This is a genomic window from Ruegeria sp. E1 (assembly GCF_056534225.1).
Genome location: NZ_JBQFPE010000004.1, coordinates 51,929 through 73,999, shown reverse-complemented (window position 1 = coordinate 73,999; position 22,071 = coordinate 51,929). Strand labels below are relative to the sequence as shown.

Genomic DNA, 22,071 nt, shown 5'->3' with positions numbered 1-22,071 from the left:
CTTACCAGCGGCGTTCAAAGCGGCGGCGCAGGATGATAGCAATTATGTTCATGCTGAGCAGGAAGATCAAAAGGATGATGATCCCGCCCCAGGCTTTTTCGTAGAACCCGACATCGGCGCGTGCAGCCCAGGTATAGATCTGCGCAGGCATGGCCGAGTTGGCTTCGGTAAAGCCTGCCAGAAACCCGTCGGGATATCCCCTCGCAACAAAGCCAACCATGCCGATCAGCAGCAGCGGTGCGGTTTCTCCCAACGCCTGCGCAAGACCGATGATGGTTCCGGTCAGGATGCCGGGCGCGGCCAGCGGCAGCACATGATGGAACACCGCCTGCATTTTCGAGGCCCCTACCCCCAGTGCCGCATCACGGATCGATGGTGGCACTGCTTTCAGAGATGCGCGGGTCGAGATGATGATCGTCGGCAGCGTCATCAGGGTCAGCACCAGACCACCAACAAGCGGGGCTGATTGCGGCAGGTGCATGAACTGGATGAAAACGGCAAGACCGAGGATGCCGAACACGATCGAAGGAACGGCTGCGAGGTTCGAGATATTCACTTCGATCAGGTCGGTGAATTTATTCTGCGGTGCGAATTCTTCAAGATAGATCGACGCGGCAACGCCAATGGGCAAGGAAAGGGCCAGCACGACCAACATCATGAAGAACGAGCCGACAACCGAGGCGCCAATACCTGCACCTCCGGGGTTATCGACACCCGAATCCGCGCCGGTGATAAACGGCCAGTTGAATGCTTGTTTGATGATCCCCGCCTCATTGAGAGCGTCCACCAAATCAAGATCGCTTTTCTGCAGGAACCGGCTGTCCTGCATGGTGTCGCGCGACACTCGGCCTTTGAAATAACCATCCACCCGGCTGGACGCAGCGAGATCGAACTCGACGGGCTGCCCGATCATCCCTGGATTGTTCTGATAGAAGGCGCGGATCGTACCGCCGACCTTTCCCAGCAGCCGTTCGATGGCGGCCTCGTCAAAGTTGATCTCCAGCCCTCTTTCGTCAAGCTCCTGCTTCAACTCAGCGATAAACAGGTTTGAATAGGCTTTGGTCTTGAATAGCCCACCCTCGGCTTCCTCGCGCTGCTGTTCGGTCAGGGTAAACTCGACGCTGACTACTGTGCGGGTAAAGGCAGGTATCCCCTGCGACAGGATCGATGTGAACAGAACCACCAGAAAGAACAACCCTGTGGCAATGGCCACGATCCCATAGGTGCGAAACCGCTTTTCGGCGTTCGCCCGTTTGCGCGTGCGCACATCTGTAGCCATCAAAGAGCCAGAGCGGTGATCAGAAGCGGGGGTTGGCATGCTTGCGTCGGTCATTCGTATTGCTCCCGATACTTACGCACGATGTAGAGGGCAAAGATGTTCAGCCCCAATGTCAGGATGAAAAGCGTCATGCCAAGCGCAAAGGCCACCAGCGCCTCGGGCGAGGCGAAATCCGCGTCTCCGGTCAACTGGCTGACGATTTTGGCGGTGACAGTGGTCATTGCCTCGAACGGATTCAGGCTAAGCCGTGCTGCGGCCCCTGCCCCAAGCACAACGATCATGGTTTCACCAATGGCACGGGATGCCGCCAACAAGATGGCCCCGACGATGCCCGGCAGCGCTGCTGGCAACACGACCTGACGAATGGTTTCCGACTGTGTCGCGCCCAGGCCATAAGATCCGTCGCGTAGCGCTTGCGGCACCGCGTTGATGATGTCGTCTGACAAAGACGACACAAACGGGATCAGCATAATGCCCATAACCAGACCGGCAGTCATCACCGCAGTGCCGGCTTTCATCCAGCCCAGACCGTCATTGCCGAATACGCTCAGCAACATCGGGCCTACGGTCAAAAGGGCAAAAAGACCGTAAACGATGGTCGGAATACCCGCCAGAACTTCTAGCATCGGCTTGGCGATCGAACGCACCTTAGGGGATGCATATTCGCTGAGGTAAATCGCAGCAAACAGCCCGATAGGCACCGCCACCAGCAAGGCCACCAGCGAGATATATAGGGTTCCCCAAAGCAGCGGTATGATACCCAGTGCAGACGAACCACCTCGTCCGGAAAAACTGGGCGCCCAAGTCGTGCCGAAAAAGAACTCGGATGCGGGATAGAGTTTGAAGAACTCCCAAGTATTGAACACCAGCGAAAGCACGATGCCAACTGTTGTCAGAACCGCAACTGACGCAGCCGCAAGCAACAGGACGCGTACGCCCTGCTCAACCACGTTGCGGGCACGGTATTCGGAATGTGTCTGTCGCCAGCTGATCACTGCCCCTGCCAAGGCGACAAGAATAACCGCGACCGACATGAACGCGTACCCGGTTGCATTCATCTCGCGATAGGTTTGCGCCGCGTTCAGAACCGGTTGCGTGATGTCCGACGTCACGACCTGACCGGCATCTTTGAGCAATTGGGTTACTTCGGCGATGTCTGCGTTGGGGTCTGCGGCCGCGACCTCGGTCAATTGTCCCTGCGCCACCGCGTTGTCCAAACCGCTGGCGGTGCGGCGCACCTCTGCCATCACCAGACTGCGCGAAGACCCTTCTTTGACGGCCGTATCAGGCACCATACCCGAGACCTGAGAATTCACGTAGAGTGGTTGCACCAGCAACCAGACAATCAAGAGACCGATCGCCGGAACTACCGCCTTGAGGGCCACGTTTGCGCCGTAGAATGTCGGCAGCGAATGAAGATTTCGGCTGTCACCACCGGCACTTTGCAGGGCACGTGTGCGCCCAAGCAAAAATCCGACTGCTGAGATCGCGATGACGATCAGGAAAAGCCAAATTATCGGCATAGCACCCCCAGGGGTCTCGATTGGGAATTCAAAAGATGCCTGAGGGCGACGATATCCGCCGCCCTCAGATCGTTAGTTCAATTCAGGATTAGCTGCCCGAACCCATGGTCACTTCGTTGGCAATCGCGTCCTGCGTTTTGGCCAGCTCAGGGTCTGCCACCAGGCCATAGTTGGCCAGCGGACCCGAACCACCTGCGATTTCGTCGTGTGTGAAGAACTGAGCGTATTCTTTCAGGCCAGGAATAACGCCGATATGCGCTTTCTTGACGTAGAAGAACAGCGGGCGCGAAACAGGGTATTCGCCCGACGCGATGGTCTCAGTCGACGGAGCGATACCGCCCATGGTCGCGACTTTCAGCTTGTCGGTGTTGTTCTCATAGAACGCCAGACCAAACACGCCGATGCCGTTGGGGTTGGTGTCGATACGGGCCAGAGTTTCCGTGTAGTCGCCGTCGATGTCGACCGATTTGCCATCCGCGCGCACATCCAGGCATGCGTCTTCGGCGTCATCTTCGCTCATGCCGCCTGCGATCATGGCTTCCATGGCACCTGTTGCTTCGCAGCCTGCCAGCAGAACCTTGTCTTCGAACACTTCGCGGGTGCCGTGCTTGGTACCGGGGATGAACATCGCAATTTCTACGTCCGGCAGATCGGCGTTGAACTCGGCCCAGCTGTTAAAGCTGTTGTCGACCAACGCGCCGTCTTTCATGACTTTCGAGCCGATGGCGTTGTAGATGTCAGCCGGCTGGAACGCAGTGAAGGCCGGACCCGACTGCTGGCTTGCAAAGACGATGCCGTCATAACCGATGCGGACTTCCATGATGTCGGTCACGCCGTTTTCAGCGCAGGCTTTGATCTCTTTTTCGCGGATGGCGCGGGAGGCGTTTGCGACGTCGATGGTGTTTTCGCCAACACCTTCACAGAAACGCTTCAGACCGGCCGAAGAGCCGCCCGATTCCACAACCGGTGTCGGGAAGTCGGTGTTTTCGCCGAACAGTTCGGCAACGATGGACGCATAAGGCAGAACAGTCGACGAGCCAGCAACCTGAACGTTGTCACGAGCGGCAGCAGCAGTGGCCGAAACGGCAGCAATCGCCAGAGCAGAAGCCGACAGTTTTACAAAGGACATTTCAGTCTCCCTGAAATAGATAGGTTCCGATCATCCCCATGATGACCTTGCGCGAACCCCTACGAGTCGCTGGTAAGGCTTTTGTGACACTTACGTAACGGTTTTATGACAAGGTAAGTTTTTCTTCAGATTCTTTAACTTGACCAAGTGTCATTGCGTCAGGACGACCTAGCTTCAGCGGAGGCCGCATCGGCCTAAACCGGCAATATCACCGTGAAAACAGACCCTTTTCCTAGATCGCTTTCCACGCGCAACCGGCCGCGGTGGCGATTCACAATATGCTTAACAATTGCCAAACCCAGCCCCGTTCCGCCCAGTTCGCGGGATCTGTGGCTGTCGGCGCGATAGAATCGTTCCGTCAATCTGGGCAGGTGCACGGCATCAATGCCCGGCCCATTGTCCACGACCTGAACCCGGACCGCTGGGCCTCGCATTGCCGTATCGCGCTCGGACGGAAGGACATTTACCGCGACGCTGCCACCGCTTCCGCCATATTTGATCGCGTTCTCGATCAAATTGGTGAAGACCTGACGCAGTTGATCGCTGTCGCCGGATAAGTCCACTGGATCTTCGGGCGCATTCAGAGACAGAATGACCGAAGCGTCCTCGGCCAACGGGCGCAGCGAGTTCAACGTCGATTGCAGCAGGCCCGTCAGTTCAACCTGTTCAGTGGGCCGGACGCGCTCTTCGCTTTCGACCCGGTTCAGCGATAGCAAATCACCGACCAGACGGTTCATCCGGTTGGCTTCACCCGCCATGATGGCCAGAAACCGCTCGCGCGCGGCAGTGTCATCGCGGGCCGGACCACGCAGGGTTTCGATAAACCCCATCAGCGCGGTCAATGGCGTGCGCAGTTCGTGGCTGACATTGGCGACAAAATCGCGGCGCATATCGTTGGCCGTTTCCAGATGAGTCACATCCTGAAACACCACCAACACTGCCTTGGCCCCATCCATGTAGCGACACTCGACGTCAAAGGTCGTATCTCGCGCACCATCGCTGGACAAATGCCGGGTTTTGGCAGGCAATTTGTTTCGCAAGCTTTGCTCGATGGTTCCGATCACCTGAGGTTGACGCAGGAAGGTGGCAAAGTGACGACCGAGAATGTTCTGGCCCAAGAGGGTCCTGGCATCCGAATTTGCCGCAATCATTCGCTCGTCTTGATCGACGAGAACAGCGGGCAACGGAATCGCCGAGATGAACTCATCGATCAATTCGTTTGACATAAATGGGCCCTTGTCAGTTAGTCTTCTGTCGAGACTGGCACCAGATTATCCCGGAACCTGCGCATGTTGTCCTGATAGTACAGCGCGCTCAGCTTCAGCTTTTTGACGGTGGCTTCATCAATCTGCCGCACCACCTTGCCCGGCGATCCCATGACCAGTGAGTTGTCAGGGATTTCCTTGCCCTCAGTAATCAGTGCTCCGGCGCCGATCAGACAGTTCTTGCCGATTTTCGCGCCATTCAACACAATCGCCCCCATACCGATCAGGCTGTTTTCAGCAATCGTACAACCGTGCAGCATGACCTTGTGGCCGATGGTACAGTTTGGCCCAATCGTCAACGGATAACCCGCGTCAATATGCATGACGCAATTTTCCTGCACGTTACTGCCCGCGCCGACCCTGATCTCTTCGTGATCCGCGCGGATGGTGCAGCCAAACCAGACCGAAGCACCCTGCTCGACCACCACTTTGCCGATCAGATTGGCGTCCGGAGCAATCCATGTGTCTTCATGAATCTGCGGGGCGTCATCACCCAGAGCGTAGAGGGTCATGACAGGGCCTCGAATTCGCTTTGCAACTGGCGGACATGATCCTGAAGCTTCGGTTGCTGAATGCGGCGCATCCGTTCGGCGCTGACGATTGCCTTCAGTTTCTCTTCGGTCGTATCGAGATCGTCATTGACCAGCACGTAATCGTAATACCCCCAATGGCTGATCTCATCCCAGCTTTTCTGCATCCGCTTGGCGATCACGTCGGCGCTGTCCTGCCCGCGGCTTTCCAGTCTGCGGCGCAATTCGGGGATCGACGGCGGCAGAATGAAGATCGATAAAGCGTGTTTGCCAAGGTCGGAATTGCGAATTTGCAGATCACCTTGCCAATCCACGTCGAACAGGACGTCGCGACCATCGTTGATCGACTCGCGCACGGGTGCGATTGGCGAACCGTAAAAGTTTCCGAACACATGTGCGTGTTCCAGCATTTGACCGTCTGCAACCTGTTGCTTGAAGGCGTCTTCGGACAGGAAAAAATACTCTCGTCCGTGTTCCTCACCCGGACGCGGTGCACGGGTAGTCGCCGAGACCGAGAACTCCAATCCGCTGTCCCATTGCATCAACCGTCGGGCCAGCGTGGATTTCCCGGCACCCGATGGCGAGGACAAAATGATAAGTAGGCCACGACGATCCGCCATAGTGATATTCCCGCTATTATTCCACGTTATGCACTTGCTCGCGCATCTGATCTATTACAGCCTTCAACTCAAGCCCAACGGATGTCAGATCGGCGTTTTGCGATTTTGAGCATAGCGTGTTGGCTTCGCGATTGAACTCTTGCGTCAGAAAGTCGAATTTGCGCCCGACCGGCCCATCCTGCTGCAGCAGCGCACGAGCCGCAGCAACATGTGCAGTCAACCGATCCAGTTCTTCCGTGATATCGGCTTTGACCGCTATCAACGCAAGTTCCTGAGCCACACGGTCGGCATCCGCGCCCTCGGCATTGTCCAGAACACGCGCCAGATTGTCCCGCACCGATTGGGCCATGGCATCGCGACGCTTCTCGGCCAACTCGGTCGCCTGCCGGGTCAGCAGCTCGATACTATCAAGCTGAGCTTCAAGGATCTTCGAAAGGGCCTGTCCTTCGGCGGCGCGCATATCAAGAAAATCTGACAATACGCCCGAAAACCCGGACCTGAGTCGTTCTACGAGCGGTGCCGCGTCATCGGCATCGGCGCTCACCTCAAGCATTCCTTTGAGGGCCAGCAAATCACTGGCCCGGGACTGCGCCAAAGTTACGCCACGCTCAGAAGCCATCGCCTCGACCTGCGCAACAGCTTCTATTGCGGCTGTAATAGCGGCACTATTCAATCTCAGATCTGATGCCGTTTCCTCGCGGCTGAGACGTAGCGAGAGGGTAACGTTACCTCGGCTAAGTGCTTTGGATAAATCCGATCTCAACGCTGCTTCAAGTCCGGTCAACCAATCTGGCACCCGCAAACGTAGATCCAGCCCCTTGCCGTTGACGCTGCGCAGTTCCCAACTCCAGCTATGGGGACCAAAAGCCCCTTTTCCAGAGGCGAACCCGGTCATGGATTTTGTCATGTCTGCCCTTTCAAACCTGCCTGCAGCACCTAATGCCATCCGCCGCATGGGGGCAAGACCCTGCTTATTTGCGGGTTCATACCGGCGAGTTAACCAATCGTTAAAGAATTACTCCAAAATTGTATTAACCCATGCCAATCTTTCAGAAGAATGACTGGCAGACCGGTGATCTGCCCAGTAAATGGCATTTTACGAAAATCCTGGATGATCGGTGTTAGGGTGATGAAATGAAAACCTTTTTTGGAACGGGTTCCAATTCGAGTTTTGGAAAGATCGTCGCTATGGACCGCTTTGACAGTGGGCGCAGCCTGTCCCCCATCCGGCAGGCCGAGGCATATTGGACGGCATTGCTAAGCAGTGGCGACGTTCCGACGCGGTCACAGGTCGATCCGCGCGGGCTGGAAAACGTTCTCGAATACACATTTATCCTTGAACGGATCGCACCCGGGTTGGCGCGGTTTCGTCTGGCAGGCAGTCATTTGACCAAAATCGCGGGTATGGAAGTCCGGGGAATGCCGCTGACGGCATTCTTTCAGCATGACGCGCGTGAGGCTGTGACACGACATTTGGATCGGGTATTTTCGGACCCCGCGATTGCCGAACTGGGATTGGAATCCAAAGGCAAACTCGGACAATCGAGATTGCAGGCGCGTATGATCCTCTTGCCCCTGAAAAGTGATCTGGGCGATGTCAGCCGCGCGCTGGGTGTTTTGGTGAGCGATGGAACGATCGGAACCACCCCACGTCGGTTTGTCATTGCCGATAGCCGCATCAAACCGGTGAAAGAGGTTCAGATGGCAACTCCGCAACCCAAGCGTCAATCGGCGGGGTTTGCCGAGGATCAGACAGGTTTCAAATCAGCAGCACCCCATTTGCGACTGGTTTCGTCCCGCGACGATTGAAACAAATCTGCTCGCGAAACAAAAAAAGGCGGGCACAAGGCCCGCCTTTTTGTTCTTATCGCGCCGACATTAGCTTGCGGCGCGCTTGGATCCGTTGCGACGCAGGTTGGTCAACTCCTCTGCGACAAGGAAAGCCAGCTCCAACGATTGCGACGCGTTCAGGCGCGGGTCGCAGGCTGTGTGGTAGCGGTCAGACAGATCTTCTTCTGTCACAGCACGTACACCGCCAGTACATTCGGTCACGTCCAGACCCGTCATCTCAAAATGCACACCTCCGGGGATCGTGCCTTCGGCCTGATGTACACCAAAGAAGTCGCGCACCTCGCGCAGGACCGAATCGAACGGACGTGTTTTATAACCCGTTGCCGACTTGATCGTGTTGCCATGCATCGGATCGCAAACCCAAGTGACCTTGGCGCCCTCTTCCTTGACGGCCTTGATCAGGCGCGGCAGATGCTCGCCCGCCTTACCGGCCCCGAAACGCGCAATCAGGGTCAGGCGACCCTCTTCGTTTTCAGGGTTCAGTTTGGCCATAAGCACCTTGAGGTCTTCGGCGCTGGTGGTCGGTCCGCATTTCAGACCGATCGGGTTCAGCACGCCCCGGCAGAATTCAACATGCGCGCCGTCGGGTTGACGGGTGCGATCGCCGATCCAGATCATGTGGCCTGACCCAGCCAGCCAGTTGCCGGAAGTGGAATCCAGACGCGTCAGCGCCTCTTCATATTCCAGAAGTAGGCCTTCGTGGCTGGTGTAGAACTCAACAGTCGAAAACTCATGTGTTGTGTCCGCCGTGATCCCGGCTGCCTCCATGAAGTCGATCGTGTCCTGAATGCGATCGGCAATCTCGGAATACTTGCTGACGTCCTGTTCGTCAGTAAAGCCCAAGGTCCACGAATGCACCATGCTCATATCCGCGAAACCACCAGTCGAAAACGCGCGCAACAGGTTCAGCGTTGCAGCGGCCTGCGTGTAGGCCTGCAACATTTTGGATGGGTTCGGAATGCGCGCTTCGGGCGTGAAGGCCAGTTCGTTGATGATGTCGCCGCGATAGCTGGGCAGTTCCACACCATCCACAACCTCGGTCGGGGCACTGCGCGGCTTGGCAAACTGGCCCGCCATGCGGCCCACCTTGACCACCGGAACCTTGGCACCATAGGTCAGAACCATCGCCATCTGCAGCATCACCTTAAACGTGTCGCGAATCCCGTCCGCACTGAACTGTTCAAAGCTTTCGGCACAATCTCCGCCCTGCAGCAGGAAGGCCTCGCCGCGACCGGCTGCCCCCAGATGCTGCTTGAGACGCCGCGCCTCACCGGCAAAGACCAGCGGGGGATACTGCGAAAGCTGAGCCTCGACCTTGGCCAGCGCGGCCGCGTCGGTATAGTCGGGCATCTGAACTCGGGGCTTGTTGCGCCAGTTCGTTTTTTGCCACTCGGTCATAGCTTTGATCTCCGCTGAAGTAATCAGGGTGTCTCTATACAAAAAGCATTGAAGAGTGGCCATATCCCATTTGCGCCTCTTGACGCCGCAAATAAGCTTTGAGCATGGTGACAGACAATCCAGCCACCCGCAAATTCGCGGAAAGCACCGAATCAAGGACAGTTCGCCATGCAAGAGCAACGCCAAGTTGTCACTGTGGACAGCAATTCAACCAAGCCAAATCATTACGTTTTTGTGCTACTCGATAAGTTTTCTCTGCTGTCCTTCGCGTCGGCACTGGACAGCCTGCGCATCGCGAACCGCATGGCCAATCGCGAGCTTTACACTTGGACCCTGGCTGGCGAAGGTGGTGAGCTTGTTCATTGCTCGGCCGGAACAACATTCAAGCTGGACTGCGACATGGGCGACCTGCAGCGGGATGACGTTGTTCTGCTATGTGGCGGCGTCGATGTGCAGGCCGCGACTACCAAGCGGGTTCTGAACTGGGTTCGGCGCGAAGCCCGCAAGGGGCTGAGGATCGGCGGTCTGTGCACTGCTGCCTATACTCTGGCCAAAGCAGGATTGCTGGATGGAAAGCGGGCCACGATCCATTGGGAAAATTCGGACAGTTTCATTGAAGAGTTCGATTCGGTCGAACTGACAAAGGCGGTGTTCCAGATCGACGGCAATCGGATGACGACGGCGGGCGGCACCTCGTCGATCGACCTGATGCTCAAGCTGATTGCTGATGACTATGGCGAGGATCTGGCCAATGCTGTGGCGGATCAGATGATCTATTCGTCAATCCGCACAGATCAGGACACCCAACGCCTGTCGACGCCCACCCGAATTGGAGTGCGGCATCCCAAGCTGAGTCAGGTCATCCTGATGATGGAAAAGAACATCGAAGAGCCGATCTCGCCATCGATCCTGGCCAAGGACGTCGGCATGTCGACCCGTCAGCTTGAACGCCTGTTCCGCCGCTATCTCAGCCGCTCACCCAAGCGCTATTATATGGAGTTGCGTCTGCACAAGGCCCGCAACCTGCTGATGCAGACGGATATGAGCGTGATCAATGTGGCACTGGCCTGTGGCTTTGCTTCACCCAGCCATTTCTCGAAATGCTATCGGGCACATTACAACACCACGCCCTATCGCGAGCGTGGTGCTCAAAGCGGGCGGTTGTCGGTCTAACCCGGTGTCATCCGGTAGACTGCGCCCCCTCCAACCGAAATAAACCAAATCGACCCATCCGGTGACCCGACAATGTCGCGGACCCGCTCGGTTTCAGGGCCCTTGATCTGTTCAACTTCGCGCAGAGGTTGACCAGACAATCTGGCGATGTAGTCAAACTTAAGCGAACCGACAAACAAGTCGCCTTTCCATTCAGGCCATAGCTTACCGGAATAAGCCAGCAAGCCCGATGGCGCGATGGAAGGATCCCAATAATGCTCGGGTTGCTGCATTCCGGGCTTTGACGTGCCTTCGCCAATCTTACCGCCCGAGTAATGAACTCCGAAGGAGATCACAGGCCAGCCATAGTTCGCACCGGGTTGAACCAGATTAACTTCGTCGCCGCCCCTTGCGCCATGTTCTGACACCCAAAGCCTTCCCTGCGCATCCAGCCCTGCGCCTTGTGGATTACGATGCCCATAGCTCCAGATTTCGGGGCGCTTATTGGCCTGACCTGCAAAAGGATTGTCCACAGGGACCGAGCCATCGCGGTTGATCCGGATCACAGTACCCATGTGGTTCGACAGATCCTGCGCCAATAGCCGGTCGCCTCGATCCCCGATGGTGACGAATAGTCGCCCATCCGATGCCTCGACCACGCGCGAGCCAAAATGCCGCCCGCCATTGCCCCCCGGGTCGGCCTCGAAAATCACTCGAAGGTTGGTCAAACGATCCCCCGATTCGGACAGACGCGCGACAGCAAGCGCTGTTCCGGCCCCACCCTTTTGCGGCTTAGAGAAGGTCAGGAAGATCTCGCGGCTTTGCTTGAAATCTCGCGCGATGGTCACGTCCAGCAGCCCGCCCTGCCCGTTTGCAGACACTTTGGGCACCCCTTTGACACGTCGGCTTTTTCCATCGCTGACATATAACAATGCGCCGTCACGTTCGGTTACGAGGAAGTCTCCATCGGGCAGAATACCAATGGCCCATGGCGTATCCAGCCCGCCAACCATTTTCGTTACCTGTATCGGTCCGGCAGAACTTGGAAGGGTATCTGCCTGGACGAATCCGGCCCCCAAAAACAAAATTGCAGTGACCCAGGCTCTCAACATCATGGCAGTCCTCCTTCGGTCGCACGACGTTTTCATGCGCGACAAAGCCAATAAATCAAATAGGATTGTCGCCAACAAAAACACGTTTGCGTTAGCACTTTTCTTTTTCGGACAGCTTGCCTAGGGTCATGCCCAGAACGAAGACGTTCATAATACAATAGGGAGTTACCAAATGAAAAAGCTGCTAACTGCAACCGCAGCATCCGCGTTGCTGGCAGGCACCGCAATGGCCGAAGACGTCACTCTGGGTGTGCTGTTCGGCTTCACCGGGCCAATTGAATCTCTGGCTCCGGCGATGGGTTCGGGCGCAGAGATGGCAATGGCCGAAGTGACCGAATCCGGCAAACTGCTGGACGGTGCCAAAGTGACTGCATCGCGCGCCGATACAGGCTGTATCGACAACGGTCTGGCCACCTCGAACGGTGAGCGCATGATCGCAGACGGCGTAGCCGGCATCATCGGCGGCGACTGCTCGGGCGTGACCGGCGCGATCCTGCAGAACGTCGCGATTCCGAACGGCATGGTCATGATCTCCCCTTCGGCCACTTCGCCGGGTCTGTCGACCATGGAAGATAACGGCCTGTTCTTCCGCACTGCCCCGTCGGATGCACGTGAAGGTCAGGTGATGGCAGACATCCTGAACGATCGTGGCATTAGCTCGATCGCTTTGACTTATACGAACAACGACTACGGCAAGGGTTTGGCGGACGCGATCCAATCCTCGTTCGAGGCGTCGGGTGGCGAAGTAACCATCGTCGCCGCGCATGAAGATGGCAAGGCTGACTACTCAGCCGAAGTGGGCGCGCTGGCCTCTGCCGGTGGCGACATTCTGGTGGTTGCGGGTTATCTGGACCAGGGCGGTTTGGGCATCATCCAATCCGCACTGGACAGCGGCGCATTTGACACTTTTGGTCTGCCCGGCGGCATGATCGGTGACTCGCTGCCCAACAACGTCGGCCCCGACCTGAACGGCTCGTTCGGTCAGATTGCTGGCTCGGGTGGCGAAGGTGCCGAGAAGTACTTTGCCATGGCCGAGGCCGCCGGTTTTGACGGCTCGTCGCCCTATTCGCCCGAGGCTTATGACGCCGCCGCTCTGTTCATGCTGGCGATGCAGGCCGCAGGTTCGACCAGCCCCGCCGAATATGGCGCAAAGATCATGGACGTTGCCAACGCCCCGGGCGAAAAAATCTATCCCGGTGAGCTGGCCAAAGGTCTGGAACTGCTGGCAGCAGGTCAGGACATTGACTATGTCGGCGCATCGGGCGTTGAGCTGATCGGCCCCGGCGAAAGCGCGGGTTCGTATCGCGAGATCGAAGTGACCGACGGCGAGAACAAGACCGTCAACTTCCGTTGATCCGAGGTTAACAGTCATAAAAACAAACAGCCCGGGCCTTGTGTCCGGGCTGTTTCAATGACAAAAACCCGCACCTCTGACGTGGGGATGGGACAATAACGCCGATTAACGGCGGCTAGGGGAAAAGATGATCGTCGTCGAAGACGTGCACAAGCATTTCGGCGGGTTTCATGCGGTGGACGGGGCATCGCTGGAAATCCAAAAGGGCTCGATCACCGGTCTGATTGGGCCGAACGGGGCCGGAAAAACCACTCTGTTCAATGTGATCGCGGGCGTTCTGCCGCCGACCAGCGGCAAGGTCTTCATGGATGGTGAGGATATCACCGGCCTGCCCCCGCATGAGCTGTTCCACAAGGGCCTGCTGCGCACCTTCCAGATTGCGCATGAATTTTCATCGATGTCTTGCCGCGAGAACCTGATGATGGTGCCGGGTGCACAATCGGGTGAATCGCTTTGGAACACGTGGTTCGGGCGCAAACGCATCGCCGATGAAGAACGCGCGCTGAAGGCCAAGGCCGACGAAGTGCTGGAATTCCTGACCATCGAACATTTGGCCGATCACAAGGCCGGTCAGGTTTCGGGCGGTCAAAAAAAGCTTCTGGAACTGGGCCGCACCATGATGGTCGACGCCAAGATCGTGTTTCTGGACGAGGTCGGCGCAGGCGTGAACCGTACCCTGCTGATGACCATCGGCGACACGATCCTGCGGCTGAACAAAGAACGCGGCTACACCTTCGTTGTCATCGAGCATGACATGGATTTCATCGGCAAGATTTGTGACCCGGTCATCTGCATGGCCGAAGGCAAGGTTCTAGCCGAGGGTACTCTGGACGAGATCAAGGCCAATGAGCACGTGATCGAAGCCTATCTCGGCACCGGCCTCAAGAACAAAGACAAGCTGGAGGCCGGGGCATGAGTGATAACCCTTATCACGACGACAAGGGCAACAAGGACGCCTCGATCACCAATACACATGGGGTCGGTACCATGACCCCCGCCCACCGCAAAAGCGGTGAGACGCATCGGGTCGAAGGCGGACCGTTCCTGATCGGCGACACCATGACTGGTGGTTACGGCAAGGGTCCGGACATCCTGCACGACTGCACCATTGCGGTCGACAAAGGTGAAATCGCGGTGATCGTCGGCCCGAATGGTGCTGGTAAATCCACCGCGATGAAGGCGGTTTTCGGGATGCTGGACGTGCGCTCGGGCGCGGTGCGGCTGGACGGAGAGGATATTACCTCACTCACCCCGCAGGACCGCGTGATGCGCGGTATGGGATTTGTGCCGCAGACTTCGAACATCTTCACCTCGATGACGGTAGAAGAAAACCTTGAAATGGGTGCTTTCATCCGCCGCGACGATATTTCGGGAACGATGGCGCAGGTCTATGACCTCTTCCCCATCCTGCGCGACAAACGCAACCAAGCCGCCGGAGAGCTGTCGGGCGGCCAACGCCAACAGGTCGCCGTGGGCCGCGCTTTGATGACCCAGCCCAAAGTGCTGATGCTGGACGAACCCACCGCTGGTGTCTCGCCCATCGTGATGGATGAGCTGTTCGACCGGATCATTGAGGTTTCCCGCACGGGGTTGCCAATCCTGATGGTCGAACAGAACGCCCGTCAGGCACTGGAGATTGCGGATAAGGGGTATGTGCTTGTTCAGGGGCGGAACGCTTATACCGGCACGGGCAAGGAACTGCTGGCCGATCCCGAAGTCCGTAAGAGCTTCTTGGGGGGGTGAGGTGAGAACCGTATTGATTGTCGCATTTACCGCTTTTTGTAGTTCAGCATGGGCAGCCCCCTGCATACTTCAAGAAATCTGCACAAACGTGGAGAACTGTGAGGGCGATGAGTTCACGCTTGAACTATTGGGCACACCTCCCGAGCGTATAAAAAGTAGCTTCGGAGATTTTTCAGTCGATAGGATCGCCAAAGCCGGCGAGATCACCTCGAAAATTCGCTTGTCCGATGGGCAAGAGTGGACAGCCACTTCACAAAACGACTTGCTGACGGCGTCCCGGGTCGAAGGTGATAAACACGAGTATATGTATGTGACAAAGACTTCGACTACCGAACTATCAGTGACATTTCTAACCCAACCGCTGCGCTATGCCGACTACACGAAAGCTAACAACGGACGACGCGCATTCTCAGGCAAATGCGAGCAGGAGTTTTAATGGACTTCCTCAACGCCCTTGTGGCGCTCTCCAACTTCGTTCTTGTTCCCGCAATCGCCTATGGCAGCCAGTTGGCGCTGGGTGCTTTGGGCGTGACGCTGATCTATGGCATTCTGCGGTTTTCGAACTTTGCGCATGGCGACACGATGGCCTTTGGCGCGATGATTGCCGTGCTGGTCACGTGGGGATTGCAAGCCGCCGGGGTCAGCTTCGGGCCGCTGCCGACCGCTCTGCTTGCCCTGCCCTTTGCCATTCTGGGCTGTATCGTGCTGGTGCTGATCACCGACCGGTTGGTCTACAGGTTCTACCGCGAACAAAAGGCCAAACCGGTCATACTAGTAATCGTGTCGATGGGCGTGATGTTCATCATGAACGGCATTGTTCGGTTTATCATCGGACCGGATGATCAACGCTTTTCGGACGGGGCGCGCTTTATTGTCTCGGCACGTGATTTTAAAGCGATGACAGGACTGCGTGAGGGGCTGGCGATCAAGACCTCGCAGGGCATTACCGTGATCGTGGCCGTCGTCGCCGTGGCGCTGCTGTTCTGGTTTCTGAACAAAACGCGCACCGGTAAATCGATGCGCGCCTATTCGGATAACGAGGATCTGGCGCTGCTGTCCGGCATTAACCCCGAGCGCGTGGTGATGATCACTTGGATCATCGTTGCCGCGCTGGCCACCACGGCAGGGGTGCTGTACGGCCTCGACAAAAGTTTCAAACCCTTCGTCTATTTCCAGCTACTGCTGCCGATCTTTGCCTCGGCCATCGTAGGTGGCTTGGGCAATCCAATCGGGGCGATTGCAGGCGGGTTCATCATCGCGTTATCCGAGGTGACAATCACCTATGCGTGGAAAAAGGTGCTGACCTATCTGGCACCCGAAAGCCTCGAACCCTCAGGATTGGTCCAGTTCCTGTCCACCGATTACAAATTCGCCGTCAGCTTCGTCATCCTGCTGATTGTGCTTCTGTTTAAGCCCACGGGCCTGTTCAAGGGGAAAGCGGTATGAGCGAGACGGTTAAGAACACGCTGCTTTTCGTTGTCGTTGGCGCGCTGATCCTGCTGACCGGCTTCACACAAAGCTGGAACGCTGCGATCCTGATCCTGAACATGGGGCTGATCTCGGCCATCATGTCGATCGGCGTGAACCTGCAATGGGGCTTTGCGGGGTTGTTTAACGTCGGCGTCATGGGCTTTGTCGCGCTAGGCGGGCTGGCGGTTGTACTGGTTTCGACCCCGCCAACGCCCGGAGCGTGGTCGGCGGGCGGCTATGGCGTGGTGCTGGCGCTGCTGCTAGGTGCGGCAACGGTCGTCGCTGCGGTGATGGTGGCAAAGAAGATGCCCAAAGGGCGCGTGCAGACGCTGGCAATCATCGGCATCCTTGTTGTTGGTTTCTTCGTTTACCGCGCGATCTTTGATCCCAACATTGCCGCGATTGAGGCCATTGATCCCGCCGTCGCAGGAAATATCGGTGGTCTGAACCTGCCGGTTCTGCTGGCATGGCCCGCCGGAGGATTGCTGGCCGCAGGTGCCGCTTGGCTGATCGGCAAAACCGCCTTGGGTCTTCGCTCAGACTATCTGGCAATCGCCACCCTAGGGATTGCCGAGATCATCATTGCAATTATGAAGAACGAGGATTGGCTCGCCCGGGGTGTCAAGAATGTCTACGGCATCCCGCGCCCTTCGCCCGTCGTGGGGTACGAGGTCGAACTTCAGCAAGATCCCGCGTTCCTCGCCCGTGCTGAGTGGTTCGGGATTGATCCGGTTACGGCCTCGACCCTTTCGGTCAAGCTGGGGTATTCGCTGCTGTTCATGATTGTTTTGCTGGCGCTGTTGTGGATGGCGCAAATGGCGCTGAAAAGCCCGTGGGGCCGCATGATGCGTGCCATTCGCGATAATGAAGTCGCGGCCGAAGCGATGGGCAAGGACGTCACCCGCCGACATCTGCAAATCTTTGTTCTGGGCTCGGCCATTTGTGGCATTGCCGGTGCGATGATGACCACGCTGGACGGACAGCTGACGCCGGGCACTTATAATCCGCTGCGCTTTACTTTCCTTGTCTGGGTGATGGTGATCGTCGGCGGATCAGGTAACAACTTCGGAGCTGTTCTGGGCGCGTTCCTGATTTGGTTCCTGTGGGTTCAGGTCGAACCCATCGGGTTGTGGCTGATGAACCTCATCACCGCCGGAATGCCTGATGGCAGTGCGCTCAAGACGCATCTGATCGATAGCGCGGCCCATATGCGACTGTTCACCATGGGCTTGATCCTGCTGATTGTTCTCAGGTTCAGCCCAAGGGGGCTCATCCCCGAGAAATAGCTTCGATTCAGTGGAAATTAAACAAACCGCGCCTTAATACAGGCGCGGTTTCTTGTCTGACGGGGTAAAATTCTGTAAATGCAGAGATTACCACTCACCAATCTGGCAATCTCTGATCAGCGTCGGTCAGGCAGGCCCCGAGCAATGTTCACACCGCCCCTACAGAAAGTTCGAAATCCTCATGAAATACCCAATCAGAAACGCCCTGGTCCTGATCCCTGTGGCCGCACTGCTGGCCGGTTGTATCCCCACACCCGAAGACCTTGAGACCACTCCGGTCAAGGTGCAGACGCCCAAAGGTGTAGTGACGTGCCAACTGTACCGTCACGACCGCGTAACCTGGGATCGGGCAATCGATTTCCCGGCAACCAAGATGAAGGTGCCCGAGGCTGATGCGTATTGCCGGCAAGAAGGCCAACGCCGCCTCAAAGGCTGATCTGTATTGCGCCTTGCGGTCCGTTGGCCGCAAGGCGCCCCCCTCTGTATCAGCGGTTCTTGAACAGGCTGCCCAGAATACCCCGCACCATCCGGCGACCCGTGGTGCCTTTTAGTTCCTTGATCACTGCTTCGCTCATCGCGGATGCAAAGGTGTCCTTTTTCCGCGCGATCCGAGCTGACGATCTGCCAACCCGGCTGCCGGAATACCTCCGGGCCGCGCTGAACTCCCGCTCCATCGGGCTTTGACTGGAGACGACCTCTTCCGCTTCGGCTTGTTCGGCTGCACTTGCAGCAGCCGCGGCACGCGCCTGCAGGATTTCGTAGGCCGATTTGCGATCCACTGCGGTGCTGTATTTCGCGGCCATATCGGAGGTGGCCATCAAAGCCTTGCGCTCGGAAGCGTCAATCGGACCGAGTTGCGAGCCCGGAGGACGGATCAGAGTGCGTTCGACCACACCCGGTATGCCCTTTTTCTCAAGCATCGACGTGACGGCCTCACCCACGCCAACCTCTCGGATCGCTGTTTCCGTATCAAAGGCGGGGTTCTCGCGATAGGTTTCGGCCGCCAGCCGCAGTTTCTTGCGGTCTTTGGCGGTGAAGGCACGCAGGGCGTGTTGAATGCGGTTGCCAAGCTGACCCAGAATATCCTCAGGCACATCGGCAGGATTTTGGGTGATGAAATATACCCCAACTCCCTTTGATCGGATCAGACGTGCAACCTGTTCCACCTTGTCCACCAGAACTTTGGGGGCATCGTCAAACAGAAGATGCGCCTCGTCAAAAAAGAACACAAGCTTTGGTTTATCCGGGTCGCCAACCTCTGGTAGCTCCTCGAACAATTCGCTGAGCAGCCAGAGCAAAAAGGTTGCGTACAGCCTTGGCGCACCCATCAACTTATCCGACGCCAGTATATTAACCATCCCCTGCCCGTTTTCATCGACGCGCATAAGGTCCGACAGATCCAGCGCAGGCTCACCGAACAGGTTGGTACCGCCCTGATTTTCCAGCACAAGCAGGCGCCTCTGGATCGCCCCGATCGACGAGGTCGACACATTGCCGTAGCGCAGCGAAAGCTGTTCGCGGTTCTCGCCGATCCAGACCAGCAACGCCTGCATGTCCTTGAGATCCAGCAACGGCATCCCTTCTTCGTCTGCGACGCGGAAAGCGATGTTCAGGATACCTTCCTGCGCTTCGCTCAACTCCAGCAGTCGGGACAGCAGCAGTGGGCCCATTTCGGTCACCGTCGTGCGAACCGGATGGCCCTGCTGACCGAACAGATCCCAGAATGTCACCGGACAAGCGGCATAAGAAAACGCGTCAAATCCAATCCGTTTGGCCCGGTCTTCAAACGCCTGATGCAGTTTGTGCTGATCACTGCCAGGCAAAGCGAGACCCGACAGGTCGCCTTTGACATCCGAAAGAAACACCGGGACCCCAGCTTGCGAGAAGCCCTCGGCCAGAATTTGCAGCGTAACGGTCTTGCCTGTCCCGGTTGCCCCCGCGATCAAACCATGCCGGTTCGCATAATCCAGTGCCAAACCCTGTGGTTGACCATAGTCCGGTCCGCCGCCCCCGATAAATATCCTGTCGCTCATCAGATAACTGTCCCAACTTTTACCGATCTGCCTGAAGCATACAAAGTTAACGATTGGGTGCGATAGTCAATCTGCATACCGCGCGGGTGTTCCGTGTGGGTGCAAACTTCCTCCCTGTCGACTGGTCGTGCCTTAGGGCACGGCCTTTTTTTAATCGTTTCAGAATTTATCAACAGATTGGCATCACTTTTTCAGGTTAGCAGTTGACCACCGGGTTCCCCTTTCGTAACGTCGCGCCATAACTAAGTCGGCCAGTCCGACGGGGAGAAACATAATGCGAAGGGAGCCGCTCCACCGGCTCCCTTTTCTGTCGATCTCAGGCACCGAAATTCAACCCAACCGGCGGATTTTCGTTAATTTGAAGGTCACTGCGTCGGTTTGATCCTGACAGCCTCAAGTAGGGATGATAGACGGGACAAAAAGCTGGATCAGCAACATGAGGCAACTATGATCAGGAATCTTCTGACCTTTGGCGTAGCAACCGCTGCGTTGTTCTGTGGTGCGGCCTTCGCGCAAGAAAGCCAACCCCAGACGGAAACTGAACAGACCGAGCTCGGATCCGAGCTTGACCTGGGTGAAAGCGGTCCGCGCGTTGGCGAGCAATATGCCAAAGAAGAAAGCGGTGACTGGACCATCACCTGTCTGAAGACCGAAGACGGGAATGACCCCTGCCTTCTGCAGCAGATACTGTCAGGCGAAGAAGGCCAGCCGATTGCGAACGTGTCCATCAACAAGCTGCCGGAAGGTTCTGCTGCTGTTGCAGGTGCAAGCCTGACTGTACCGCTGGAAACGATGCTGCAGGCTCAGGTTGCACTATCGATCGATGGTGCCCCGGGCAAGCGCTATAACTATCATCATTGCAACCCAATCGGTTGCGTCGCGCAGTTGGGGTTCACCCAAAGCGATATTGACGCGATGAAGGCTGGCACCAAGGCGACCATCTCGCTGGTATCGATCCTGGCACCCACTCAGTTGCTTGAGATCGAAATGTCCCTGGCAGGTTTCACCAGCGGCTTTGACAAGTTGGAGCCGCGGCAAAACTGATCCGTGCTGAAACAAAACGCCGCTGGTTCTGTTCAGCGGCGTTTGCTTTGTATGATTTCAGAAGTTCAGGCCCGCTTTAGTGCCAGAACCGCGTTCAGCCCGCCAAAGGCAAACGCGTTACTAAGCGCCACCTCGACCTTTGCCTCGCGTGCCTCATTCGGCACCACGTCCAGGGCACATTCTGGATCGGGCTCTTCGTAACCGATTGTTGGTGCAATGACGCCGTCGCGCAACGCCATGATACAGGCCAACAGTTCGACCGCGCCAGTTCCCCCGATCAGATGACCATGCATCGATTTGGTCGACGAGATCATCAGGTCATCGGCATGTTTTCCGAATACATCCGCAACAGCCGCACATTCGGTTTTGTCATTGGCTGCCGTCCCGGTGCCGTGCGCATTGATATACCCGACATCGCCAGCATTCAGACTGGCGTCTGCCAAAGCCCCTGCCATCGCCCGTGACGCACCCTGTTTGCTGGGCATGACAATGTCGGACGCATCCGAGGACATGGCAAACCCGACTACCTCGCACAGGATATCCGCGCCCCGAGCTCGCGCATGTTCGTATTCTTCAAAGACAAAGATCCCCGCGCCTTCGCCCTGCACCATGCCATTGCGATTGGCGCTAAACGGGCGGCACGCGTCCTTGGACATAACGCGCAGCCCTTCCCAGGCCTTCACACCGCCAAAACACAACATCGACTCGGACCCGCCGGTCAACATCGCTGGTGCTGCACCACTGCGCACCATCTGAAAGGCCAGCGCCATCGCGTGGTTCGAGGACGCACAAGCTGTCGAAACCGTGAAACTGGGGCCTTTTAGGTTATGCTCCATCGATACATGGCTGGCAGCCGCGTTGTTCATCAACTTGGGCACCACAAAGGGGTGCACGCGGTTCTTTCCGTCCTCATAGACCGAGCGGTAATTGTCGTCCCATGTGGAAACGCCGCCCCCTGCAGTACCCAGCACAACACCGGACCGCGCCGCAGTTTCGCCTGAAAATACGATCCCGGATTGTTCAATCGCCTCTTTTGCAGCTGTCAAAGTGAATTGGGTGAACCGATCATAAAGGCTCATTTGCTGACGATTGAACCGGCCTTCGGCCTCAAACCCGCGCACCTGCCCACCGATCTTGATGGCCAGCCGCTCGACATCCCGAAACTCAAGCTCGGAAATGCCACAACGACCTTCGCGCATGGCGTCCATCGTGTCGGGCACCGAATGGCCCAACGAGTTGATTGTACCGGCCCCGGTGATGACGACGCGCTTCATGAGATTAT

The 22,071-nt window shown here is 57.1% G+C and carries 21 protein-coding genes; 10 read left to right on the top strand and 11 right to left on the bottom strand.

The features are described from left to right. Position 1: 1 nt before the first annotated feature. The 7 genes from pstA to ACR0FG_RS05805 all read right to left on the bottom strand — a co-directional run bounded on the left by pstA (position 2) and on the right by ACR0FG_RS05805 (position 7,253). On the bottom strand, positions 2 to 1,333 hold the full coding sequence (gene pstA, locus ACR0FG_RS05835; protein ID WP_480891026.1) for a phosphate ABC transporter permease PstA: 1,332 nt from the start codon (positions 1,331 to 1,333) through the stop codon (positions 2 to 4). Continuing rightward, positions 1,330 to 2,802, bottom strand: a complete 1,473-nt coding sequence (gene pstC, locus ACR0FG_RS05830; RefSeq protein ID WP_480891023.1) for a phosphate ABC transporter permease subunit PstC — start codon at positions 2,800 to 2,802, stop codon at positions 1,330 to 1,332. Before pstC ends, pstA begins: the two co-directional genes overlap by 4 nt. 88 nt (positions 2,803 to 2,890) lie before the next feature. Continuing rightward, positions 2,891 to 3,931, bottom strand: a complete 1,041-nt coding sequence (locus ACR0FG_RS05825) for a substrate-binding domain-containing protein (RefSeq protein WP_480891022.1) — start codon at positions 3,929 to 3,931, stop codon at positions 2,891 to 2,893. Positions 3,932 to 4,125: 194 nt separating this feature from the next. Continuing rightward, a complete protein-coding gene (locus tag ACR0FG_RS05820; RefSeq protein ID WP_480891019.1) occupies positions 4,126 to 5,157 on the bottom strand; it encodes a sensor histidine kinase in 1,032 nt (343 codons plus the stop codon). A 17-nt stretch (positions 5,158 to 5,174) separates the two neighbouring features. Next, on the bottom strand, positions 5,175 to 5,708 hold the full coding sequence (locus tag ACR0FG_RS05815) for a gamma carbonic anhydrase family protein (protein WP_480891017.1): 534 nt from the start codon (positions 5,706 to 5,708) through the stop codon (positions 5,175 to 5,177). Further along, a complete protein-coding gene (gene gmk / locus ACR0FG_RS05810; protein ID WP_170711532.1) occupies positions 5,705 to 6,346 on the bottom strand; it encodes a guanylate kinase in 642 nt (213 codons plus the stop codon). The genes ACR0FG_RS05815 and gmk overlap by 4 nt, the downstream gene beginning before the upstream one ends. Positions 6,347 to 6,362: 16 nt before the next feature. Then, complete coding sequence (locus ACR0FG_RS05805; RefSeq protein WP_480891011.1) at positions 6,363 to 7,253, bottom strand: YicC/YloC family endoribonuclease; 891 nt, start codon at positions 7,251 to 7,253, stop codon at positions 6,363 to 6,365. A 227-nt stretch (positions 7,254 to 7,480) separates the two neighbouring features. Between ACR0FG_RS05805 and ACR0FG_RS05800 the strand changes: the two genes are divergently transcribed. After that, positions 7,481 to 8,155 carry a PAS domain-containing protein gene (locus tag ACR0FG_RS05800; RefSeq protein WP_480891009.1) on the top strand — a complete coding sequence of 225 codons (675 nt, stop codon included), beginning with the start codon at positions 7,481 to 7,483 and terminating at the stop codon, positions 8,153 to 8,155. A gap of 69 nt (positions 8,156 to 8,224) precedes the next feature. Here ACR0FG_RS05800 and ACR0FG_RS05795 read toward each other — a convergent pair whose 3' ends face one another. Next, positions 8,225 to 9,595 (bottom strand): class II 3-deoxy-7-phosphoheptulonate synthase, encoded by a 1,371-nt coding sequence (locus ACR0FG_RS05795; protein WP_480891007.1) that lies wholly within the window; start codon positions 9,593 to 9,595, stop codon positions 8,225 to 8,227. Positions 9,596 to 9,763: 168 nt separating this feature from the next. On the opposite strand from ACR0FG_RS05795, the gene ACR0FG_RS05790 reads away from it, so the two are divergent. After that, positions 9,764 to 10,768, top strand: coding sequence for a GlxA family transcriptional regulator (locus tag ACR0FG_RS05790; protein WP_170711536.1), 1,005 nt, complete (start codon positions 9,764 to 9,766; stop codon positions 10,766 to 10,768). Here ACR0FG_RS05790 and ACR0FG_RS05785 read toward each other — a convergent pair. Next, complete coding sequence (locus ACR0FG_RS05785) at positions 10,765 to 11,859, bottom strand: PQQ-dependent sugar dehydrogenase (protein ID WP_480891490.1); 1,095 nt, start codon at positions 11,857 to 11,859, stop codon at positions 10,765 to 10,767. The genes ACR0FG_RS05790 and ACR0FG_RS05785 overlap by 4 nt on opposite strands. Positions 11,860 to 12,031: 172 nt before the next feature. On the opposite strand from ACR0FG_RS05785, the gene ACR0FG_RS05780 reads away from it, so the two are divergent. From ACR0FG_RS05780 to ACR0FG_RS05750, 7 genes are all read left to right on the top strand, one after another. Beyond that, positions 12,032 to 13,213 carry an ABC transporter substrate-binding protein gene (locus ACR0FG_RS05780; protein WP_170711538.1) on the top strand — a complete coding sequence of 394 codons (1,182 nt, stop codon included), beginning with the start codon at positions 12,032 to 12,034 and terminating at the stop codon, positions 13,211 to 13,213. A 127-nt stretch (positions 13,214 to 13,340) separates the two neighbouring features. Next, a complete protein-coding gene (locus ACR0FG_RS05775; protein ID WP_480891004.1) occupies positions 13,341 to 14,129 on the top strand; it encodes an ABC transporter ATP-binding protein in 789 nt (262 codons plus the stop codon). Next, the gene (locus ACR0FG_RS05770; RefSeq protein WP_480891002.1) at positions 14,126 to 14,956 is read left to right on the top strand and encodes an ABC transporter ATP-binding protein; all 831 of its coding nucleotides are present in this window, start codon (positions 14,126 to 14,128) and stop codon (positions 14,954 to 14,956) included. Before ACR0FG_RS05775 ends, ACR0FG_RS05770 begins: the two co-directional genes overlap by 4 nt. A 1-nt stretch (position 14,957) precedes the next feature. Further along, complete coding sequence (locus ACR0FG_RS05765) at positions 14,958 to 15,392, top strand: hypothetical protein (RefSeq protein WP_480891000.1); 435 nt, start codon at positions 14,958 to 14,960, stop codon at positions 15,390 to 15,392. After that, positions 15,392 to 16,402, top strand: coding sequence for a branched-chain amino acid ABC transporter permease (locus ACR0FG_RS05760; RefSeq protein WP_480890998.1), 1,011 nt, complete (start codon positions 15,392 to 15,394; stop codon positions 16,400 to 16,402). Before ACR0FG_RS05765 ends, ACR0FG_RS05760 begins: the two co-directional genes overlap by 1 nt. After that, positions 16,399 to 17,712, top strand: a complete 1,314-nt coding sequence (locus ACR0FG_RS05755) for a branched-chain amino acid ABC transporter permease (RefSeq protein ID WP_480890995.1) — start codon at positions 16,399 to 16,401, stop codon at positions 17,710 to 17,712. Before ACR0FG_RS05760 ends, ACR0FG_RS05755 begins: the two co-directional genes overlap by 4 nt. Before the next feature lie 181 nt (positions 17,713 to 17,893). Continuing rightward, the gene (locus ACR0FG_RS05750; protein ID WP_480890993.1) at positions 17,894 to 18,148 is read left to right on the top strand and encodes a hypothetical protein; all 255 of its coding nucleotides are present in this window, start codon (positions 17,894 to 17,896) and stop codon (positions 18,146 to 18,148) included. Between the two features lie 49 nt (positions 18,149 to 18,197). On the opposite strand, the gene ACR0FG_RS05745 is transcribed toward ACR0FG_RS05750, so the two are convergent. Next, positions 18,198 to 19,745 (bottom strand): helicase HerA-like domain-containing protein, encoded by a 1,548-nt coding sequence (locus ACR0FG_RS05745; protein ID WP_480890991.1) that lies wholly within the window; start codon positions 19,743 to 19,745, stop codon positions 18,198 to 18,200. A gap of 447 nt (positions 19,746 to 20,192) precedes the next feature. Between ACR0FG_RS05745 and ACR0FG_RS05740 the strand changes: the two genes are divergently transcribed. After that, the gene (locus ACR0FG_RS05740) at positions 20,193 to 20,789 is read left to right on the top strand and encodes an invasion associated locus B family protein (RefSeq protein ID WP_480890989.1); all 597 of its coding nucleotides are present in this window, start codon (positions 20,193 to 20,195) and stop codon (positions 20,787 to 20,789) included. 65 nt (positions 20,790 to 20,854) lie between these two features. Here the strand turns inward: ACR0FG_RS05740 and ACR0FG_RS05735 are convergent, their stop codons facing one another. Continuing rightward, positions 20,855 to 22,063 carry a beta-ketoacyl-[acyl-carrier-protein] synthase family protein gene (locus tag ACR0FG_RS05735; protein WP_480890986.1) on the bottom strand — a complete coding sequence of 403 codons (1,209 nt, stop codon included), beginning with the start codon at positions 22,061 to 22,063 and terminating at the stop codon, positions 20,855 to 20,857. Positions 22,064 to 22,071 lie beyond the last annotated feature (8 nt).

Excerpts from the sequence above, each read along its gene's own strand:
- pstA (WP_480891026.1), bottom strand. The coding sequence starts at position 1,333 with ATGACCGACGCAAGCATGCCAACCCCCGCTTCTGATCACCGCTCTGGC.
- pstC (WP_480891023.1), bottom strand. The coding sequence starts at position 2,802 with ATGCCGATAATTTGGCTTTTCCTGATCGTCATCGCGATCTCAGCAGTC.
- ACR0FG_RS05825 (WP_480891022.1), bottom strand. The coding sequence starts at position 3,931 with ATGTCCTTTGTAAAACTGTCGGCTTCTGCTCTGGCGATTGCTGCCGTT.
- ACR0FG_RS05820 (WP_480891019.1), bottom strand. The coding sequence starts at position 5,157 with ATGTCAAACGAATTGATCGATGAGTTCATCTCGGCGATTCCGTTGCCC.
- ACR0FG_RS05815 (WP_480891017.1), bottom strand. The coding sequence starts at position 5,708 with ATGACCCTCTACGCTCTGGGTGATGACGCCCCGCAGATTCATGAAGAC.
- gmk (WP_170711532.1), bottom strand. The coding sequence starts at position 6,346 with ATGGCGGATCGTCGTGGCCTACTTATCATTTTGTCCTCGCCATCGGGT.
- ACR0FG_RS05805 (WP_480891011.1), bottom strand. The coding sequence starts at position 7,253 with ATGACAAAATCCATGACCGGGTTCGCCTCTGGAAAAGGGGCTTTTGGT.
- ACR0FG_RS05800 (WP_480891009.1), top strand. The coding sequence starts at position 7,481 with ATGAAAACCTTTTTTGGAACGGGTTCCAATTCGAGTTTTGGAAAGATC.
- ACR0FG_RS05795 (WP_480891007.1), bottom strand. The coding sequence starts at position 9,595 with ATGACCGAGTGGCAAAAAACGAACTGGCGCAACAAGCCCCGAGTTCAG.
- ACR0FG_RS05790 (WP_170711536.1), top strand. The coding sequence starts at position 9,764 with ATGCAAGAGCAACGCCAAGTTGTCACTGTGGACAGCAATTCAACCAAG.
- ACR0FG_RS05785 (WP_480891490.1), bottom strand. The coding sequence starts at position 11,859 with ATGTTGAGAGCCTGGGTCACTGCAATTTTGTTTTTGGGGGCCGGATTC.
- ACR0FG_RS05780 (WP_170711538.1), top strand. The coding sequence starts at position 12,032 with ATGAAAAAGCTGCTAACTGCAACCGCAGCATCCGCGTTGCTGGCAGGC.
- ACR0FG_RS05775 (WP_480891004.1), top strand. The coding sequence starts at position 13,341 with ATGATCGTCGTCGAAGACGTGCACAAGCATTTCGGCGGGTTTCATGCG.
- ACR0FG_RS05770 (WP_480891002.1), top strand. The coding sequence starts at position 14,126 with ATGAGTGATAACCCTTATCACGACGACAAGGGCAACAAGGACGCCTCG.
- ACR0FG_RS05760 (WP_480890998.1), top strand. The coding sequence starts at position 15,392 with ATGGACTTCCTCAACGCCCTTGTGGCGCTCTCCAACTTCGTTCTTGTT.
- ACR0FG_RS05755 (WP_480890995.1), top strand. The coding sequence starts at position 16,399 with ATGAGCGAGACGGTTAAGAACACGCTGCTTTTCGTTGTCGTTGGCGCG.
- ACR0FG_RS05750 (WP_480890993.1), top strand. The coding sequence starts at position 17,894 with ATGAAATACCCAATCAGAAACGCCCTGGTCCTGATCCCTGTGGCCGCA.
- ACR0FG_RS05745 (WP_480890991.1), bottom strand. The coding sequence starts at position 19,745 with ATGAGCGACAGGATATTTATCGGGGGCGGCGGACCGGACTATGGTCAA.
- ACR0FG_RS05740 (WP_480890989.1), top strand. The coding sequence starts at position 20,193 with ATGATCAGGAATCTTCTGACCTTTGGCGTAGCAACCGCTGCGTTGTTC.
- ACR0FG_RS05735 (WP_480890986.1), bottom strand. The coding sequence starts at position 22,063 with ATGAAGCGCGTCGTCATCACCGGGGCCGGTACAATCAACTCGTTGGGC.